18 protein-coding genes are annotated in these 17,594 nt (G+C 67.0%); 4 read left to right on the top strand and 14 right to left on the bottom strand.

All coding sequences use genetic code 11. The annotated features are described in order from the left end of the window. The first annotated feature begins 15 nt into the window (after window positions 1-15). The gene (fes, locus tag HLG70_RS08900) at window positions 16-1,599 is read left to right on the top strand and encodes an enterochelin esterase (RefSeq protein ID WP_234103021.1); all 1,584 of its coding nucleotides are present in this window, start codon (window positions 16-18) and stop codon (window positions 1,597-1,599) included. A 41-nt stretch (window positions 1,600-1,640) separates the two neighbouring features. Here the strand turns inward: fes and HLG70_RS08895 are convergent, their stop codons facing one another. The 4 genes from HLG70_RS08895 to HLG70_RS08880 all read right to left on the bottom strand — a co-directional run bounded on the left by HLG70_RS08895 (window position 1,641) and on the right by HLG70_RS08880 (window position 6,767). Beyond that, window positions 1,641-4,133, bottom strand: a complete 2,493-nt coding sequence (locus HLG70_RS08895; RefSeq protein WP_171662127.1) for a TonB-dependent siderophore receptor — start codon at window positions 4,131-4,133, stop codon at window positions 1,641-1,643. A gap of 121 nt (window positions 4,134-4,254) precedes the next feature. Further along, window positions 4,255-5,253, bottom strand: coding sequence for a FecR family protein (locus tag HLG70_RS08890; RefSeq protein ID WP_171662128.1), 999 nt, complete (start codon window positions 5,251-5,253; stop codon window positions 4,255-4,257). A 13-nt stretch (window positions 5,254-5,266) separates the two neighbouring features. Continuing rightward, complete coding sequence (locus HLG70_RS08885; protein ID WP_171662129.1) at window positions 5,267-5,719, bottom strand: RNA polymerase sigma factor; 453 nt, start codon at window positions 5,717-5,719, stop codon at window positions 5,267-5,269. 136 nt (window positions 5,720-5,855) lie between these two features. Beyond that, complete coding sequence (locus HLG70_RS08880) at window positions 5,856-6,767, bottom strand: AraC family transcriptional regulator (RefSeq protein WP_171662619.1); 912 nt, start codon at window positions 6,765-6,767, stop codon at window positions 5,856-5,858. Window positions 6,768-6,933: 166 nt separating this feature from the next. Between HLG70_RS08880 and HLG70_RS08875 the strand changes: the two genes are divergently transcribed. From HLG70_RS08875 to HLG70_RS08865, 3 genes are all read left to right on the top strand, one after another. Then, on the top strand, window positions 6,934-7,767 hold the full coding sequence (locus HLG70_RS08875; RefSeq protein WP_171662130.1) for an oxidoreductase: 834 nt from the start codon (window positions 6,934-6,936) through the stop codon (window positions 7,765-7,767). Between the two features lie 124 nt (window positions 7,768-7,891). Continuing rightward, window positions 7,892-8,038, top strand: a complete 147-nt coding sequence (locus tag HLG70_RS08870; protein ID WP_171662131.1) for a hypothetical protein — start codon at window positions 7,892-7,894, stop codon at window positions 8,036-8,038. 57 nt (window positions 8,039-8,095) lie between these two features. Next, window positions 8,096-8,509: a DsrE family protein gene (locus tag HLG70_RS08865; protein ID WP_171662132.1), complete on the top strand. Its 414-nt coding sequence runs from the start codon at window positions 8,096-8,098 to the stop codon at window positions 8,507-8,509. On the opposite strand, the gene soxB is transcribed toward HLG70_RS08865, so the two are convergent. The 10 genes from soxB to HLG70_RS08815 all read right to left on the bottom strand — a co-directional run bounded on the left by soxB (window position 8,494) and on the right by HLG70_RS08815 (window position 17,469). Then, window positions 8,494-10,203: a thiosulfohydrolase SoxB gene (gene soxB, locus HLG70_RS08860; protein ID WP_171662620.1), complete on the bottom strand. Its 1,710-nt coding sequence runs from the start codon at window positions 10,201-10,203 to the stop codon at window positions 8,494-8,496. The two genes, HLG70_RS08865 and soxB, sit on opposite strands and share 16 nt — an antisense overlap. Before the next feature lie 34 nt (window positions 10,204-10,237). Beyond that, window positions 10,238-10,747 (bottom strand): TlpA family protein disulfide reductase, encoded by a 510-nt coding sequence (locus HLG70_RS08855; RefSeq protein ID WP_171662133.1) that lies wholly within the window; start codon window positions 10,745-10,747, stop codon window positions 10,238-10,240. Window positions 10,748-10,770: 23 nt separating this feature from the next. Then, window positions 10,771-11,427, bottom strand: coding sequence for a sulfur oxidation c-type cytochrome SoxX (gene soxX, locus HLG70_RS08850; protein ID WP_171662134.1), 657 nt, complete (start codon window positions 11,425-11,427; stop codon window positions 10,771-10,773). A 10-nt stretch (window positions 11,428-11,437) separates the two neighbouring features. Continuing rightward, window positions 11,438-12,268 carry a sulfur oxidation c-type cytochrome SoxA gene (soxA, locus tag HLG70_RS08845; RefSeq protein WP_171662135.1) on the bottom strand — a complete coding sequence of 277 codons (831 nt, stop codon included), beginning with the start codon at window positions 12,266-12,268 and terminating at the stop codon, window positions 11,438-11,440. A gap of 87 nt (window positions 12,269-12,355) precedes the next feature. Next, complete coding sequence (gene soxZ / locus HLG70_RS08840) at window positions 12,356-12,670, bottom strand: thiosulfate oxidation carrier complex protein SoxZ (RefSeq protein WP_171662136.1); 315 nt, start codon at window positions 12,668-12,670, stop codon at window positions 12,356-12,358. A gap of 37 nt (window positions 12,671-12,707) precedes the next feature. Next, entirely contained in the window at window positions 12,708-13,175 is a 468-nt protein-coding gene (gene soxY, locus HLG70_RS08835; protein ID WP_171662621.1) for a thiosulfate oxidation carrier protein SoxY, read from the bottom strand. 42 nt (window positions 13,176-13,217) lie between these two features. Beyond that, window positions 13,218-14,390, bottom strand: coding sequence for a c-type cytochrome (locus tag HLG70_RS08830; RefSeq protein ID WP_419144763.1), 1,173 nt, complete (start codon window positions 14,388-14,390; stop codon window positions 13,218-13,220). Continuing rightward, window positions 14,374-15,708, bottom strand: coding sequence for a sulfite dehydrogenase (soxC, locus tag HLG70_RS08825; protein ID WP_171662137.1), 1,335 nt, complete (start codon window positions 15,706-15,708; stop codon window positions 14,374-14,376). The genes HLG70_RS08830 and soxC overlap by 17 nt, the downstream gene beginning before the upstream one ends. A 151-nt stretch (window positions 15,709-15,859) precedes the next feature. After that, window positions 15,860-17,119 (bottom strand): NAD(P)/FAD-dependent oxidoreductase, encoded by a 1,260-nt coding sequence (locus HLG70_RS08820; protein ID WP_171662138.1) that lies wholly within the window; start codon window positions 17,117-17,119, stop codon window positions 15,860-15,862. Next, on the bottom strand, window positions 17,116-17,469 hold the full coding sequence (locus HLG70_RS08815) for a c-type cytochrome (protein WP_171662139.1): 354 nt from the start codon (window positions 17,467-17,469) through the stop codon (window positions 17,116-17,118). Before HLG70_RS08815 ends, HLG70_RS08820 begins: the two co-directional genes overlap by 4 nt. Between the last annotated feature and the right edge of the window lie 125 nt (window positions 17,470-17,594).

Genomic DNA, 17,594 nt, shown 5'->3' with positions numbered 1-17,594 from the left:
ATGAAACGGATGCGTATGCGTAAACAGAACGGTTTGGGGTGGCGGGATCGCGTGACGTCGACGGCGCTGGCCGTGGCGCTGGCCGGCATGGCGCCGGGCATGGCGGCGGCACAGTCCGGGCAGGGCGCGGTGACGCCGCGGGCCCCTGCGGATGAACGGATTCCACTGCAAAAGGGAGAGTTCCTGGCGGGGACGTGGGCCGCGGACAGCGGCGTGACCCTGGATCTGCTGGACAGCGCGGGTCGTCACGTGCGCCGGTTGAGCGACATCGAGAAACCGGCGGGCGCGCTCATGTTCGTGGCGCCGGCCGAAGGCGTCTATACGGTGCGGGCGCAGGGGCAGGGCGCCTACCGTTGGGCTGTGACCGAACGCTTGCCCTTGTCGGCGCAGCGCGCGCCCGCGTCGGCGATCGACAGTCCGCGCCTGGCCGCGCTGGCGGCGACGCTGGCGCAAGGCGGCACGACCGGCCCCTTCTGGGACGAGGTGGCCCGGCAGGGCACGCCGCTGGTTGAAGCCGTGGATGCCACGCGCGACCGCGTCACGTTCCTGTGGCGCGGCGCCGAACGCAATGTGCGCCTGTTTGGCGGGCCGTCCTCGGACCACGCGCAACTGGCCCGGCTGGGCGATTCCGACGTCTGGCATGTCAGCTTCGTCGTGCCCAGATCGACGCGTCTGTCGTATCGCCTGGCGCCCGATGTGCCGGAGCTGCCGGGTTCAGGCATGGCGCGGCGGCGCGCGATCCTGGCCACGGCGCAAGCCGATCCGCATAATCCCAAGGCCTATCCTGAGCCGGGCGTCGATGCTTTCCAGACCTATTCCATGCTGGAGCTGGCGGATGCGCCGCCGCAGCCCTGGGTCGAACCGCGCGCGGGCGTGCCGGCGGGCACGGTGGAGACGCTGGAATTGCGCAGCGACCGCCTGCGCAATACGCGCAAGATCCACCTGTACCGTCCTGCGGGCTGGCGGCCGGATGGCGCGGACAACCATGTGCTGGTGCTGTTCGATGCTGGCGCCTATCTGGGCCGGGTGCCCACCCCGACCATTCTCGACAACATGATCGCCGCGGGCGTCATTCCCCCGACCGCGGCACTGCTCATCGACAATCCCACCGCGGACTCCCGAGGCCAGGAATTGCCGCCCAATCCGGACTTTGCCGACTTCCTGGCGAAAGAGCTGATGCCGTGGGCGCGCAAGCAAGGCATAGTCGCGCCCGCGGCGCGCACGGTCATCGGGGGTTCCAGCTATGGCGGGCTGGCGTCGGCCTATGCCGCGCTTCGTCATCCGGAGGTGTTCGGCAACGTGCTCAGCCAGTCGGGCTCTTATTGGTGGGCTCCGTCGGGCGAAGAGGACCAGTGGCTGACGCGGCAGTTCGTCGCGGTGCGCAAATTGCCGGTGCGCTTCTTCCTGGGGGCCGGCCTGTTCGAATCCGGACGTGGCGGCCAGCCGGGCATTCTTGAGACCAACCGCCACCTGCGGGACGTGCTGCTCGCCAAGGGCTATCGGGTAACGCACCGCGAGGTTGCGGGCGGCCACGATTACCTGGTCTGGCGCGGCACCTTGTCGGATGGGCTGCTGGACCTGATCGGCACGGGCAGGTAAGACCGGGCGGGGACCGGGATTCCCGCCCGGATGGCTCAAGTTCAATAGGTGCCGCGCACCGTCAGCATCCAGTTGCGCGGCGCGCCATACCAGTTGCCGCCGTCCGCTCCGCCCACGCGCTCGTAGTAGACCTTGTCGAAAATGTTGTTGGCATTGAGCGCGACGGTCCAGTTGGGCGCGAAGCGATACTGCGCCATCAGGCCAATGACGGCGTAACCCGGCTGGGCGAACTTGTAGGGAGTGGCGTCGCCGTTGGCTGAGTAGACAGACCCGGAGACGAAGGTGGAACTCTGCACGACGGCATTGCCGCCGACGCGCCACCGCGACAGCGAGCCTGGCAGGGTGTAGGCGGTGGAGAGCTTGAACAGGTGGCGCGGCGTGATCGAGCTGAAGACCGTGTCTTCGCTTTTGTCCGTGGAATTGTTGAAGGTGTAGCCCAGGGCGAGCTCCCAGCCCGGCATGACTTCGCCGCCGATTTCCAGGTCCACGCCGCGGCTCACGACCTTGCCCTGCGCCTGGTAGCAGCAACTGCCGGCCCAGACGTCATAGGATTCCGGATAGCGCCGGTCGATCACGCCGGTGCCGGTGCGTTCGACGTTGAACAGGCTGAGCGTGGCGTTCAGGCGGCCGTCCATCAGTTCGCCCTTGAGGCCGGCTTCATAGCTCTTGCCCCGGATGGCGGGCAGCGAGGTGCCTGGCGCCGGCCCGGACTTCAGCAAGCCTTGTGGCTTGTGGATGGTGGAATAGCTGGCATAGACGGACCAGGCGTCGTTCAGATCGTAGATGACGCCGCCGTAGGGCGTGGTCTTCGTGGGCTCCTCATAGTCCGTGCGCGAGCTGACCGCCCAGCTGGAGCCGGCGTCCTTCCGGGTCGAAACGGTCTGGAAGAACTTGTAGCGGCTCACGCGCGCGCCGGCCACCAGGTGCAGGCGCGAGGTCGGATTGAAGCGCAGCACGCCGTACATGCCTTTCTGCTCCTGGCCCCAAGGTTCGTAGCGGGTGGTCAGCGGTACGTCCATGTCGGGGTTCCAGGCGTTGCGGTCGAACACGTTGACCGGCACCAGCCAGTTGTCCACCGGTTTGCCGGTATTCCACGTGCCTTCCACGCGCTGATAGTCCGCGCCCAGCAGGATCTCGTGGCTCTGTCCGAACAGGTCGAAGCCGCCACTGAGGTTGGCGTCGAACAGGTTCTGGCTGTTGTCCATGACGTACCGGCCGCCGCCCCAGGTGGCGCCCGAGCCGTCCAGCGGATTGATCGCGCCGTAGGCAAAAGCGGTGGTCGAACGCGTGTCGCTGCGCTCATGCGTGTAGTTGAGCTTGAGGCGCCAGCGTTCGGAGAAGCGCTGGTCGAGCTGCGCGAAAAGCTGCCTGGTCTCGGTCGACGCCTGCGCCCACGGCTGGGTCAACGAGGTCGAACGCGACAGGCCCAGGTCCCGGCCGTCCGAGTAGCGGGGCAGGCCATCGCCGTTGCCGCGTTCGCGGTTCTTGGAGTAGCTGCCGCCCAGCGTCAGCAGCGTGTCGCGCGTGAGATCCGCTTCCAGCACGCCGTACACCTGGGGCGATTCCGTACCCCGGTCATCCAGGAAAGAATCGCTGTTTTCGTACACGGCCACGGCGCGGCCACGCAAGCGGCCGTCGAATCCCAGCGGTCCCGTGGCGTCGATCATGCTGCGGTAGTTGTCCCAGCTGCCGGCCGAGGCTTCGACGATAAATTGGGTCTCGGCCAGCGGCTTCTTGCGCACCAGGTTGACGATGCCGCCCGGATCACCCATGCCGCCCAGCAAGCCCGACGCGCCGCGCATGATTTCGACGCGATCGTAGAACGCCAGGTCCTGGCCCGCGTCGTAGGTGTACGCGCCCAGCGCCAGCGGCGCGCCGCCATCGATCTGCATGCTCGTGATCTGGAAACCGCGGGAGTAGAAATTGAACGAGTTGTAGTTGGCGCGCTGCACCGTGATGCCTGCCGCGTGCGCCATGGCATCGCTGACGCTGGTGAGGCGCTGGTCGTCGATCTGCTGGCGAGTCACCACGGACACGGACTGCGGCACTTCGCGGAAGGCCAGGTCGGTCTTGGACGCGGTGCTGGTGACGCGGCTGGTGTAGGAGCCTGTGCCTTCGGTGGTGCCGTCTTCGGCGCGGCGGGCGGTTACGGTGATGGCCGACAGCGTGGCGGCGTCCAGGTTGTCGGGTTCGCGCTCGATCACGGCCTTGCCGTTCTCTATGACCGCGATCAGGCCGCTGCCGGCCAGCAGCCGGTCCAGCGCCTGCTGCGGCGTCAGCCGGCCGGCCACGGGCGGCGCGGTCTTGCCGGCGACAAGCGCGGGGTCGTACAGGAGTTCTATCGACATCTGGCGGCCGATTTCCACCAGCGCCTCGTGCAGCGGCTGGCGGGCCGAATTGATGACCATGGCGGTCTCGGCAGCCAGCGCGGCTGCGGGCAGGGTCGTCATGGAAAGCAGGGCGAAGGACAGGCGTCCCAGCAGAATGCGCGCGCTCGCGTGCTGGCGGCGGTTGCGGTAAGGCCGGAGGGTCATGAGAGGTAGTTCCAACGGGTTTGCTGCGGCTTGCGGCTGCAAGCCGGCACTCATGGATAACGAGTGCGGAACGACCTGAATCCCTGAAGCTTTTGCGCGGAAGTATTGAAACTAAGTGTAACTACGGTGCGGGGATCAGCACATAGCGGCCCGGCCCCTCCGCCTGCACCCGCACCGGCGCGATGCGCGGCAGCAGTTCCAGCAGGGTGGCCGGAGAGTCCACGTTCAACGTGCCCGAGACCCTCACCTGCGCCAGGCGCGCGCCGTCCAATCGTATGGTGAAGGGCGCATAGCGGTTAAGTTCGGCCACGGCTTGCGGCAATGGCGTGTTGTTCAAAACGATGCGGCCTTCGCGCCAGGCCGTGGCGGCCGCCACGTCCACGGCCGCAGCCGGCGTCATGCCATCGCGGGTGGCCAGCAGGCCCTGGCCCGGCCCCACTCTTTCGCGGCGCCACGAGGCCCAGCCCCGGCCGCGGACTTCGACCGTTCCGGCGCTGACCGCGACTTCGGTGGCGTCATCCCATCTGCGGACATTGAAACGCGTGCCGGTCACGCGCACGGCCGCGCGCCCGGCGCGCACCACGAAGGGCCGGGACGGATCGGCCGACACTGAGAAACTGGCTTCGCCCGCCTCGAGGTGGACCTCGCGCCGGTTCGCGTAATAGCGCACCACGGCGCGGCTGTCGGTATTCAGGTCGATCGCAGACTGGTCCGGCAGGAGCACGGTCTGGCGCTGGCCGTGCGCGGTGGCGAGCGACCGCTCGAAGCTGGCGGGGCCTTGCTGGAACACGACCACGGCAAGGCCTGCAACGCCCAGCGCGCCCGCACCCGCCAGCGTCCAGCCCAGCGCTGCTCTCCGGTTGCGGCTCGTCGGGGCTCCGGGCGCCGCGGGCGGCACGCCGGCCAAGGCGCGCAAGCGCTCGTGTCCCGCCTGGCCCGTGCTTTCCCAGACGTGTTCCAGCAGCGCATATTCCTTGCGATGGGCCGGGTTTGCCCCTAGCCAGGCGTCGAAGTCCTGGCGGTCGGCGTCGTTCATGCGTCCGGACCGCGCGCGGGCGAACCACGCGGCCGCGGCGTCGCGCGGATCGGAGTATTGGCGGGGGTCCAGAGGAGCGTTCATGGGCGGGGCCGGGTCAGCCGGCGTCGATTTTCAGCGCGTCGCGCAAGTGGCGCATGGCACGCATGATATAGCGTTCGACGGTATTGAGAGATACCCCCATCCGGGCGGCCACCTCGACTTGGGTCAGGCCATCCAGGCGATGCCAGACATAGGCCTGACGGCACTTTTCCGGCAACTCGCGCAACGCGGCGTCGATCGAATGGGCCAGTTGGATGCCTTCCAGCTCGATGCTGGCGTCGGCCGAAGAGGGATGTTCAAGCTCGGCCAGGTCATGCAGCGGTACGCCCGCTCGCTGGCCAAGTCTGCGCAGGCCGCTAGCCAGGTTGTTGCGGCTGGATTGATAAAGGTAGGCGCAAGGGTCGGCAAGCGCGGCGCCTTGCCGCTTCAGCATGCCCAGTGCCGCGTCCTGCAGTGCATCTTCCGCCTCTTGCGGATGCTCGCTGCGGCGCGCCCAGTCGCGCAACATCAGGGCGTACTTGGCGAGCCAGCTACTCGGTTGATGGGGGAGGGACACTGGCGGCAAGAGGCTGTCGAAAGCGCGTATCTTAAATGATAACAACTCTCATTTCAAAGCGAGGTGCGCCATCGGGGCGACGCCGTCCTCAATGAGACGAGACGAATCTCGAATCGGGAAAGGCTGGAGGCAGCGCGAAGCTCTCGCGCAGGCGCTTCGTCTCCGCGGCGGGTGTCCGGCCAAAGAGCCGCTTGAATTCCCGATTGAATTGAGAAGCGCTGGCATAGCCCACGGCATGGCATGCGGCCTCGGCTGTCATGCCTTGGCGTACCATCAGCAAGCGAGCCTGATGCAGCCGGGTGGATTTCACGTACTGCATTGGCGACGTGCTCGTAATGGCCTTGAAGTGGCTGTGGAACGTGGGCACGCTCATGCCGGCCTGTCTTGCAAGGCCGGGAAGGTCGAGCTGCTCGGCATAGGTCGCATGGATGCGCTCCAGCGCTTTCCCAATCTTTCCGAATTGCCCCTGCATCGCCAGCGCCGCACGCATTACGTTGCCTTGCCCTCCGGCAAGAACGCGGAAATACAATTCGCGCATCAGCCCCGGGCCCAGGACAGCCGCCTCTAGCGGCCGGTTCATGGCTTCCAGGAAGCGCAGCACGGACGCTCGCATCGCCGCATCCATCGGGCTGGACATCATGGGCTCCGGCACGTCAGCCGCCGGCGGCAATCCATGACGGTCCATCTGGATCATGAGCTCGGCCGCCAGTTGAAAGTCCAGGTGCAGGTACAGGGCCAGCAATGGGCACTCGGGCGTCGCGTCGGTCTCCATCGTGAAGGGGACCGGCACCGCGACAGCGAGATAGTGCTGCTCGTCATACACATAGACCCGGTCGCCCAAGAATCCCCGCTTTCTACCCTGGCAGACGATCACGATGCCTGGATCGTATAGCACCGGCGTCCGAGCCAACGCCCGGTCCGAGCGCAGGACACGTACATCGCGCAATCCAGTCAGGTTGTAGCCCTCCTGCGGAGCCAATGCGGTCAGCAAGGCCACCATCCGGCGCCGTTCACGTGCGCCTCCTGCGGGGATGTCGTGGTCGCTGTCATCCTTGTGATTCTCTTTAATCATATGAATAGGCAATAAAAACCAAGAATCAGGTCTGATTTTCCAGTGTTTGCCAGAATAACCTGCAACTCTCAAAACCAACGCAGGAGTGTTTGCAATGCAATCAGCCAAAACCATGCTCATCACCGGCGTCAGTAGCGGCTTCGGACGCGCCTTGGCCGAAGAAGCGCTCGCCGCGGGGTATCGGGTCGTCGGCACGGTACGAAGCGAGCAGGCAAGACAGAGCTTTGAATCGCTCAACCCCGCAAGCGCATTTGGCCGGGTGCTGGACGTGACCGACTTCGACTCGCTCGAAAACGTCATCAGCGAAATTGAGGCAAACGTGGGGCCCCTGGACGTGCTGGTGAACAACGCCGGCTATGGTCACGAGGGCGTCGTGGAAGAATCGCCGCTTGCTGAAATGCGTAGGCAATTCGATGTGAACGTGTTCGGCGCCGTGGCCGTCATGAAGAGTGTGTTGCCGTACATGCGCCAGCGGCGGCGTGGACATATTCTCAACATCACGTCGATGGGCGGCTTTATCACCATGCCGGGAATCGCCTACTACTGCGGCAGCAAATTTGCATTGGAAGGCATTTCCGAGGCCCTGGGCAAAGAGGTCAGGCCGTTCGGAATCCGCGTGACCGCGGTCGCGCCCGGATCTTTTCGCACCCAGTGGGCCGGCCGTTCGATGGTTAGAACGCCGCGTTCGATCCCGGACTACGATTCCCTGTTCGACCCGATCAGAAAGGGACGGGAAGAGAAAAGCGGCAGGCAGCTTGGGAATCCCGCGAAGGCTGCACGCGCGATGTTGTCCATTATCGAAAGCGACGAGCCGCCTTCGCATCTGCTGCTGGGAAGCGATGCGCTAGGTTTGGTCCGAGAAAAGCTGTCGTCACTGAGCGCGGAACTGGATGCATGGGAAGCTGTGACCAGATCGACGGACGGATGATTGCGCGCAGCGCCCGTATCCAGGACCGGTCTGAAGCGGCTCATTGGCGTTATGGCGCACAATGCCCCGACTGAATTCCCCGGCCTGAAGAGGAACCCCGCATCATGACCAGCCTTTTCCGGGAGTGATCGACGCCGTCACGGCGGCCAGGCCCGACGCCGCCCATCTGATCGAAGCCGTGGCGGCCGAACGCGCGCCCGACATTCTCCTGCATCATTTCGATGACTTGGCGGATGCATGCGCCGCGCTGCTCACCAGCCGCATGCGCTGATATCATGGCCATGCGTCGCGGCTCCGTCGCCGCCTGGCACCCCCAAGGGAGGCAAGTATGTTCAAGAAGCTGCTGGCATTGGTGTTGGGCGTGGCATTGATGGGTGCGGCCGTCGGCGCGCAGGCCGCCGACAAGGTCGTCTACCACGTCAGCGATTCGGCCTCGCAGGCCTTGTCCGCGCTGCGCAACATGCGCAACCAGCTGGACACCGCGCCGGATACGTCCATCAAGCTGGTGGCCCACGCCGACGGCGTCGACTTCCTGATGACGGACTACAAGGACGCGGTCCAGGTCGGCCCGCTGATCTCCGCGCTGGCCGCGCGCGGCGTGGCCTTCGAAGTCTGCGAGATCACACTGAAGAACCGCAACCTGCCCAAGGACGCGTTCGTGATGGAAGCGGACTTCACGCCTTCCGGCGTGGTCCGCATCACCCGTCTGCAACAGGAAGGCTATTCCTACATCAAGCCCTGATTTCCGGCCGCGCCCTTGACCACGGGCTGGTTGGGGCTGACCTGCGAAATCGTCTTGCGGTCGCGCAGGTACGCCGCCACCACGTCCCATACCGGCTCGCCGCTGGCGCCTTCGGCCACCGGCGCCCAGCCCGCCACCTTGTACTGCTTGTCCGCCTGGATCGGCGCATCGCCCAGGCGCATGTCGCCGATCCGCGCGCCCGCGCCGGCGGCGGGATCGATCGAATACTGCAAGCCGCCCACGCGCACCATGTCGCCGCCTTGCTGGTAATACGGATCCGGATTGAACAGATTGTCGGCCACGTCTTCCAGGATGGTTTTCAAGGTGGCGCCGCTCATCTGCGTGACGGTGGTGTGGGGATAGGTGATGGCGGTCTGGTTCAGGACGTGCTCCATGGTGATGGCCTGGCCCGGCAGCAGGCTGGTGCCCCAGCGGAATCCCGGCGAAAAGGCAATCTCTGCCCCCTTGACCTGCATCAGCGCGTCCAGGATCACCTGATCGAAGGTGCCGTTGAAATTGCCGCGCCGATACAGGGTTTCCTCGGTGGTGGCCAAGGGTTGCGCCAGCTGCGCGGCATAGGGCGCGCGGATGCGTTCCACCAGCGCCTGCATGGCGGGATCTGCCGGCAGGTACTGGGCGAAAACCGGCATCAGCGTGTAGCGGAAGTCGGCGACCTTGCCGTCCCTCACATCGAAGTCCAGCACCCCCAGGAACTTGCCGTTGCTGCCGGCGTTGGTGACCAGTGTCTTGCCCCCGGCGTTCGACACCGCCACTGGCGCGGGCACGCCATCATGGGTGTGTCCGCCCAGGATCGCGTCCAGTCCGCGCACGCGCGAAGCCAGCTTCAGGTCCACGTCCATGCCGTTGTGCGACAGCAGCACGACCGCCTGGGCGCCCTTGGCGCGTACCTCGTCGATGGTCTCCTGCAGCCGCTGCTCCTGGATGCCGAAGGTCCAGTCCGGCACCATGTGGCGCGGGTTCGCGATGGGCGTATAGGGAAAGGCCTGGCCGATCACGGCCAATGACACGCCGTTCATCTCGCGCAGCGAGTAGGGGGCGAACACCGCATCGCCGAAGTCGTTGGTCTCGACGTTCTGCGCCAGGAAGTCGACCTTTCCTTTCAGGTCCTTCTCCAGCACTTCCTGCACGCGCTCGGCGCCCAGCGTGAACTCCCAATGCGCCGTCATCATGTCCACGCCCAGCAGCAGGCAGGCGTCCACCATGTCCTGCCCGCGCGTCCAGAGCGCGGTGCCGGAACCCTGCCAGGTGTCGCCGCCGTCCAGCAGCAGCGCACCCGGCCGCGCGGCCTTCAGCCGCTTGATCAGCGTGGCCAGGTGGGCAAAACCGCCGACCTTCCCGTACTGTGCCGCGGCCTGGGCGTAGTCCAGGCAGGTAAAGGCGTGGGCCTGTGCCGTGCCGGGCGCGATGTCATAGGCGCGCAGCAGGTGCTCGCCCACGAGGTGCGGCGCGCGGCCCGCGGCCGGCCCGAAGCCCAGGTTGACGCTGGGTTCGCGATAGTGGATCGGCAGCAGTTGCGCGTGGCAATCGGTGAAATGCAGGAAATGCACATTGCCGAAGGCGGGCGCGTCATAGAAGGCCTGCGCCGCCTGGGCCGCCGCGCGCGGGCTGTGCGACAGGCTCATGCCGGCGGCGGAGGCCGCCGCCAGCATCTGAAGAAACTCGCGTCGATTGATCATCGGTCCAACCGTGTAAGAGGAAAGGACGCGCTCAGGAGCGCGGCGGAGCGTGACGCAGCAGTTCGAGCATGTCTTCCTCGAACATCTCGCCAGGTATGTCCTCGACCAGCTTGCCGCTGGCGTCCAGCACGAACACTTCGGGAACGACGCGTCGCTTGCCGAACACCGCGCGCAAGGCCTCGCTGTCCATGGCTACACCGAAGGTATAGCCATGCTTGGCGATGTAGTCGCGCGCGGCCTGCTCGTCCTTGTCGATGCTGACCGTCAGAATGCGCAGGCCTTTGTCCCGGGCCGCCTCCGTGAGCTTCTGCAGGTGCGGATTCTGGCGCGCGCAATACGGGCACCAGGAAGCCCAGTACTCGATCACCAGCGGCTTGCCGGCGAAATCGGCCGCCGACAGCCGGGTGCCGTCCAGCAGCAGCACTTCCGGCATCACCAGCCTGTCTCCCACCTTGGGCGGCGCCTGGGCGTGGGCCGCCGCCGCCGTGGCCAGCATGCCCGCGGCCAGCAGCAGCCGGCCAAATCTGGAAACTGCGTTCATGCGTCCTCCGCGTGTGGCTGGTGTCAAGGCTTGGCCTGGTCGTCATTGACCGCGGATTGCGGGTCCAGCAGCAGCGCCATGACGTCCTTGAGCTGCTGCTCGGTCAGGATGCCGGCCGCGCCGAAGCGCGGCATGTTGGAACACGGCATGGTGGTGTGCGAGTCGTAGATCTTGTTCCAGGTGTAGGCCACCATTTCCTTGCTGGCGCCGCGCAGCTTGCCGTACTGGTAGAGCGAAGGCCCGATGTTGCCGTAGGAGATCTCGGCCTTGCTCATCTGGTGGCAGGCGTAGCAGTTGCCGCCGTTGACCGTCTTGGCCGTGTCCGAGAACTGCAGGCCGCGGCCGTTCTGCGCCACCTTTTCTCCCTGCCGCCAGTCGCCGATGTAGTTGCCGTCGGCGGGCGGCTTGACGTTGGCGGCGGCGTCCTGCGTGATCTTCATGGCGGTCTCGGCGGGCATCTCGCCGCCTGCCTCGGCGATCGAACAGGCGCGCTGCATCGGCGACTGGTCGATCCGGTCCAGCTTGGCCAGCCCGCGCTCGACGAAGGAGTCCTTCAGTTCGGCCACCAGGGCCTGGTGATCGGCGGTTGCCTTCGGCGCCGGCTGCTGGGCCCCGGCGTTGGCCGCCAGGAGCAGGCCCAAGGCCGCCAGGCCGGGCCAGGTCGTGCGTATCTTGCGCATGATTCCCCCTTTACCGCTTGATGGCCGGGGCCATCATCTGGCCGCCGTTCGCATTGACACCCAGGAACACCGTCAGGTCGACCGATGCGTCCGAGCCGTACTTCAGCAGCGGCATGCGCTGCTGGCGGAAGCAATCCTGCAGGCGCCATTGCATCGACCGCAGCGCGCCCTGCGACACGCGGTAGGCCGGCCAGCTGGCGAAGGCGGCGCGCGCCGGTTCCTGCTTGGTCAGGTTGGGCAGGTCCTGCAGCCGGATCCGCTTGTTGTCCCCGGTATGGCAGGACGCACAGGAGAAGTCATACGGACCGCCCCGGTAGTAGAAAATGTCCCGGCCGCGCGCGTAAGCCGCCTGTTCCTTCGGGTGGGACTGTGGCACCGCAATCTGCATGCCGCGCGACAGGCCGGCGACGTAGGCCACCAGCGACTCGATGCCGGTGGAATACTGGCCGTCCCCCGAGAACGGTTTCTTCGTGACCTCGGCGGGATCCAGGCCCTGCAGCTGCGCCATGCAATACACCAGGCGGCTTTCCAGGTCCATGACGCGTCCGGCATCATCGAAGTAGCGCGGCAGCTGGGCATATGCCCCCTTGACCACGCCGGCGCCCAGGCCCAGGTCGCACTTTTCCAGCGAGGCGTTCCTGGGCCCCCGGCTTTCCTTCCACAGGTCCTCGCCCGCCATCTCGATGAGCTCGGCCGGATTGCCGTCGGCCAGCATCTCGCGGTATTGCGCGATGCCCTGCGCGGTGTCCTGCTCGGCCGCGGTGGCGGCCGCCGCCAGCCGCGCTCCGGCCAGCGCGAAGCCGGCCAGCGCGCATGTGGCAACCATGCGTTTCCTATCCATGTATGTCTCCTCACGCGGTTGCCCTGCCGGCCGCGTCGGCCGGCGGGCGCTTATTGTTAGTCCGCCTTCACCCACACATCCGAAACGCTAGGTCACCGTGGTGACATCAGTGCGGGTCGCGCCTTCGCTGTCCTTCCAGGTGACGCTGACCTTGTCGCCCTTGGCGCCGCCCTTGAACTTGAAGGACAGGAACGGGTCGCGCGAGACCGCAGGTCCCCATTGCGCCGCAAGCACCACTTTGTCGCCGTTCTTCACGGTGACGTCCTGGATGAAATGCGCCGGCACCACCTTGCCTTCGGCGTCCTTGCGCTGCCCGGTTTCCATGATGTGGCTCATCAGGACCTTCACCTCGACCACGCCGTCCTTCTCCGCGGCGCGGATCCGCATTGGCCTTGCTTCCATGTGCTGTCTCCTTGATTGCTCGTAGCCGGTGCGCGGCTCAGCCGCCGCAGCCGCCCAGGGTCACCTTGATTTCCTTGTGGGCCGTGTAGTACTTGCCGTTGGCCTTGACCAGGGCGTACACGTCGGAGGTCTGGCTCATCTTCACGCGCGTCGCCACTTCGGGCTCGGTGCCGGCGGGCAGGGTGAAGCTGGCGGCCAGGGCGTTCGGGTTCTTGGCGACCAGGATGGAGATCTGCTCGGTGTCGGGCAGCTTGCTGACGGCCCCCACCGGCACCACCGCGCCGTTCTCGGCGATATCGGGCGCCACCAGCGTGATCTGGTCGCTGGGCGCGGCATCGCCTCCGCCCAGCGCCTTGATCACATCCTGCATGCTCTTGGCGTCGAAGGCCTGCTTGTTCCAGTCGGCCTGCACCGCCCAGGCCTGGCTGGGCCGCAGGATGCCCGCCGCCACGGCAAGACTGAGCACGGTGCCCAGGCCGACCATGCGGCGCCGCTGTCGATCGATGTGTTGTTGTGTCATAGCCGTCTCCTCTCTCTCCCTAAGGTGTCAACCCGGCGCGGGTGCGCCAGCCAGAATCCAGTCCACGATGCGTTTCAGGTCGTCGTCGCTGACGCCCGGGTTCGGCGGCATCGGCATGGCGCCCCAGACGCCGCCGCCGCCCTTGCGGATCTTCTGGGCCAGCAGTGCATGCGCATCGGACTTGCCGTCGTACTTGGCCGCCACGTCGCGGTAGCTGGGGCCGATCATCTTGCGATCGGCCGCATGGCAGGCCACGCAGGCGCCGGACGTGGCCAGGCGCGCACCCGCCAGGTCGGCGCCGCTGGCGGCTGGTGCCGGGCCGGAAGCGGACGGCGCCGTGGCCGCGGCGGCAGGCGCCGGGGCGGGCATGCTCGCAGCGGGGACGATGGTCTGGCTGGCGTGGCGGCGCACGGCGTCGGCGTTACCGCCGGCCGCGCCCGCCAGGGGAGGCGCCAGCGTATTGGCGCCGCGCACCGGGCCGATCAGCCGGTTCTGCGCGGCGATGTCGCCGTGGGCATTGCGCGCGTACGGCGGAAGCTCCGACGATACTTTGACGGTCTCGACGCAATTGCTCATGCAGGCGGTGTTCTGCGTGTCGGGCTTGTCCGAGGCCAGCCACATCCCGTGGTCGCGCGTCATGCCGTTGCGATTGGGCATGCGCGCCTGCACCTCGGCAATGTTCCTGTCCGAGAGCTCGAAGTCCTCGGGCACGATCTCGCCCAGGTTCAGCAGGTAAGCCGTGACGGCGTATACCTCGTCCGGGGACAGGCTTTTGGGGTTGTCCCAGGGCATGGCGCGATGGATGTAGTCCCACAGCGTGGAGACCGTGCTGACCTTCATCAGCGTGGTGCGCTGCGGCTGGGAATTGCCGGCCAGCGCGGCTACGCGGCCGCTGCGGATGTCGTCGGCGCTGGTGCCGCCCGCCAGGGGCGTGAAGACCTCGTTGCTTTCGCCGAAGCTGCCATGACAGGAGGCGCACTTGCCCTCCCAGATATCGCTGCCGCGCAGCACCGTGCCGCTGCCGGCGGGCAGGCCCTTGAAATCCGGCCGCACGTCGATATCCCAGGCTGCCACCTCGGCCGGCGTGGCGCCGCGGCCCACGCCGGGGAATTTGTCGGCTGCGTCGGCGCCCGGGGCCAGCAAGGCCAGCCCCAGGCCCATACAGGCCAATGCGGCGCGCAGGCTATTCGACGTGGACATTGCTCACCTCTCCGCTCTCGGCCACCCGCCACGATTGAATGGCGTTGTTGTGATAGATGGAGCGCGTGCCGCGCACTTCACGCAACTGGCCGGAACGCGGCTGGACGTAGCCGGTCTCGTCCTGCGCGCGGCTTTGCAGGATCACGGGGGAACCGTCCCAGACCCAATCCATGTTGAAGCGCGTCAGGCATTTGGTCAGCACCGGCCCTTCGAGTCGCGCCGTACGCCAGTTGCGTCCGCCGTCGGTGGACACGTCCACCTGGGTGACCTTGCCGCGGCCCGACCAGGCCAGCCCGGAGATGTTGCAGAAGCCCTGGTCCAGCAGCACCTGTCCGCCGGACGGCGTGGTGATGACCGACTTGCACTCCTGGATCGAGGTGTACTGGCGGTGCTGGCCGCCGGGGACCAGGTCGACGTAGTGTATGGTCTCGTCCTTGGCATTCCAGGGCTGGTCGCCGACTTCGATGCGGCGCAGCCACTTCACCCACGACACTCCCTGGACGCCCGGCACCACCAGGCGCAGCGGGTAGCCGTTTTCAGGCCGCAGCATCTCGCCGTTCATGCCCCACGCCACGATGACGTCATCCAGCGCCGCTTCCATCGAGATGGTGCGCGTCATGCTGGAGCCATCGGCGCCTTCGGCCAGCACATACTTGCCGCGCTTGAGGTCGGCGCCGCAGTCTTCCAGCAGCACCGAAAGCGGCACGCCGGTGAACTCGCAACAGGACAGCATGCCGTGCGTGTACTGCACCGTCGGCACCGCCGCATTGCCCCATTCCGGGCCGGTGTTGGCGCCGCATTCGATGAAATGGATGCGCGACACGGACGGCAGGCGCATCAGGTCGTCCATGGTGTAGACCTTGGGCTGCGCCACCAGGCCGTTGATCATGAAGCGGTGCTGAGAGGGGTCGATATCGACCCAGCCCTGATGGTGGCGCTCGAAGTGCAGGCCGTTGGGCGTGATGATGCCGAACAGGCCCTGCAAGGGCGCGAAGGCGACCGAGGAGGCCGGCACCCGCGTCAGGCCCGGCGACTGGCGCCGCTGCAGATTGGCTTCGTAGCGCGACGGCACGCCGTAGGGCCGCGCGGCCACCGGCTGGCCCAGCGACGTCGACCAGGGCCGCGGCGTCAGGATCATCTCGTCGCCGCCGCCTGCGGCCAGCGCATTGCCGGCCCAGCCCGCGGCAAGCGCGGCCCCGGCGGTCTGGAAACTGCGCCGCAAAAAGCCTCGCCGCGCGTCATCCAGGCCATTGCGGGCAATGTCCTGCGCCAAATCGGCGGAAACAAAATTCTCGGGCGCCTTGCGGAGGCGCCCCATCTTTGTCTCTCGATCCACCTTGCTCCTCCGTGGGTGTTACCCGGCTTCTTTATTTTTTTTGGTTATATGCAAATTATCTTCACACATAAAGAAGTCGGTTGGCACGCTGCGCCGCAACACCAGGCTGCGGCCACACGGCTTGGCGGGAGGGTCAACCCAGCATGTCGCCCCAGATTGCCTGGGCCCACGCCTGGGCATAAGGAGTTTCCCTAGCGTTGGGTTCGGCCGACAATCCGCCGGCCCCGGCCACCGGCATCATGGTCTTCGCCGTGGCGTCGTAGCGGTGCACGCTGGCCACGTGCATCACCTCGCTGTCGGAGGTGTAGCTGTAGCAGGTGTTGGCATACAGCGGCCGCGGGTTGACCTCGCCGCCAGTGAGCAAGGCGACCACGGCCGCGGCGCAGGTCTTGCCATGCTGGTTGGCCATGTGGCCGGACTTGGGCATGGCCGGCGCGATCTGGATCGCATCGCCCAGCACATGGATGCCCGGCACGGCCAGCGATTCGAATGTCAGGAAATCCACCTCGCACCAGTCGCCGTTGGCCGTGGCCAGACCGGCGTCCGCGGCGATGGCTGCGGCGCGCATCGGCGGCACCACGTTCAACACGTTCGCGCGCACGGTTTCGCCCAGCTCGAACTGCACGCTGCGATCGGCGGCATCCACGGCCACCGCCTCGAACTGCGGGGTGTATTCGATGACGCCCGCGTAGGACCGCTCCCAGGCCTGGCGGAACAGCGCCGCCTTGGAAGTGATGTCCGCGTTGGCGTCGAAGACCAGCACCTTGGAGCGCGGTTTGTGCCGCTTGAAGTACCAGGCCACCTGGCAGGCGCGTTCGTACGGCGCCGGTGGGCAGCGGTAAGGCGCCAGCGGAATGGTCAGCACGTAGGTGCCCCCGTCCGGCATCGCCTCCAGCTGGCGGCGCAAGGCCGCCGTCTGCGCGCCGGCTTTCCATGCGTGCAGAACGAGGTCGCGCGCGCCTGGCGCGTCCATGCCCTGCATGCGCTGCCATTGCATGTCCACACCGGGCGACAGGATCAGCCGGTCATAGGACAGCCGCTGGCCGCCGGCCAGCCGGACTTGCCGCGAGGACGCGTCGACGGCCTGCGCGCGCTCGTGCACCAGGCGCACTCCGTGGCGCAGCAAGCCGTCGCGCGCCAGGGTGATATCGGCCATGGACCTGCTGCCGCCCAGCACCAGGTTGGAGAGCGGACAGGAGACGAAAGCCGGGTTGTCGTCGACCAGCGTGACATCGACGGCGCCCGCGCCCAGCAGCCGCAGGTAGCGCGCCGCGGTGGCGCCGCCGTAGCCGGCTCCCACCACCACCACATGCGGCCTGGCGGCGCGCGCGGCCGGCGCGGCGGCCAGCGCGCCGCCGGCCGCGGCCGCCAGCAGGAAGCTGCGCCGCTTCATGGCGCCTCCGCCTTGGGCCGGGAGGCGAACCACCGGGCGATGCGGACTATCTCGTCGTCGCTGTAGCCCCGCGCGATCTGCGCCATGACGCCCACCTCGGTCGTGGTGCCCGCCAGCGTCCGCATGCGCGTGGCGATCCAGTCGGGGGAGAGTCCTTCCAGTGGCGGGATGGCCGCGCCGTGCCGTGCCGCCGGCGCATGACAGGTGATACAGGAAGCCGCCCAGGCCTGGGCCTGCGGGTCGGGCCCGGCGGCCACGGCCGGGCCGCTCCAGGCGGCCGCCAGCAGCGCGCAAGCCAGACTCGCGGACGATGCCGCGTTTGACGGTGGACGTAACGGCAAGGCAGGCATGAGAGGGAGCGCTGGCGTAGGCGTCCGCGGGAAGCGGATGGGAATGGCGGCAGGCAGGACAACGGGTCGACCCAGGCCGCGGGCCGCCCAGTATGTCCTCGACAGCGCGGCGCGCGCAAGCTGTC

It is taken from the genome of Achromobacter deleyi (assembly GCF_013116765.2).
In the GTDB taxonomy this organism is placed as follows: domain Bacteria; phylum Pseudomonadota; class Gammaproteobacteria; order Burkholderiales; family Burkholderiaceae_B; genus Achromobacter; species Achromobacter deleyi_A.
Note: the sequence above shows the minus strand (reverse complement) of the source record. Positions and strands in the feature narration are given on the sequence as shown.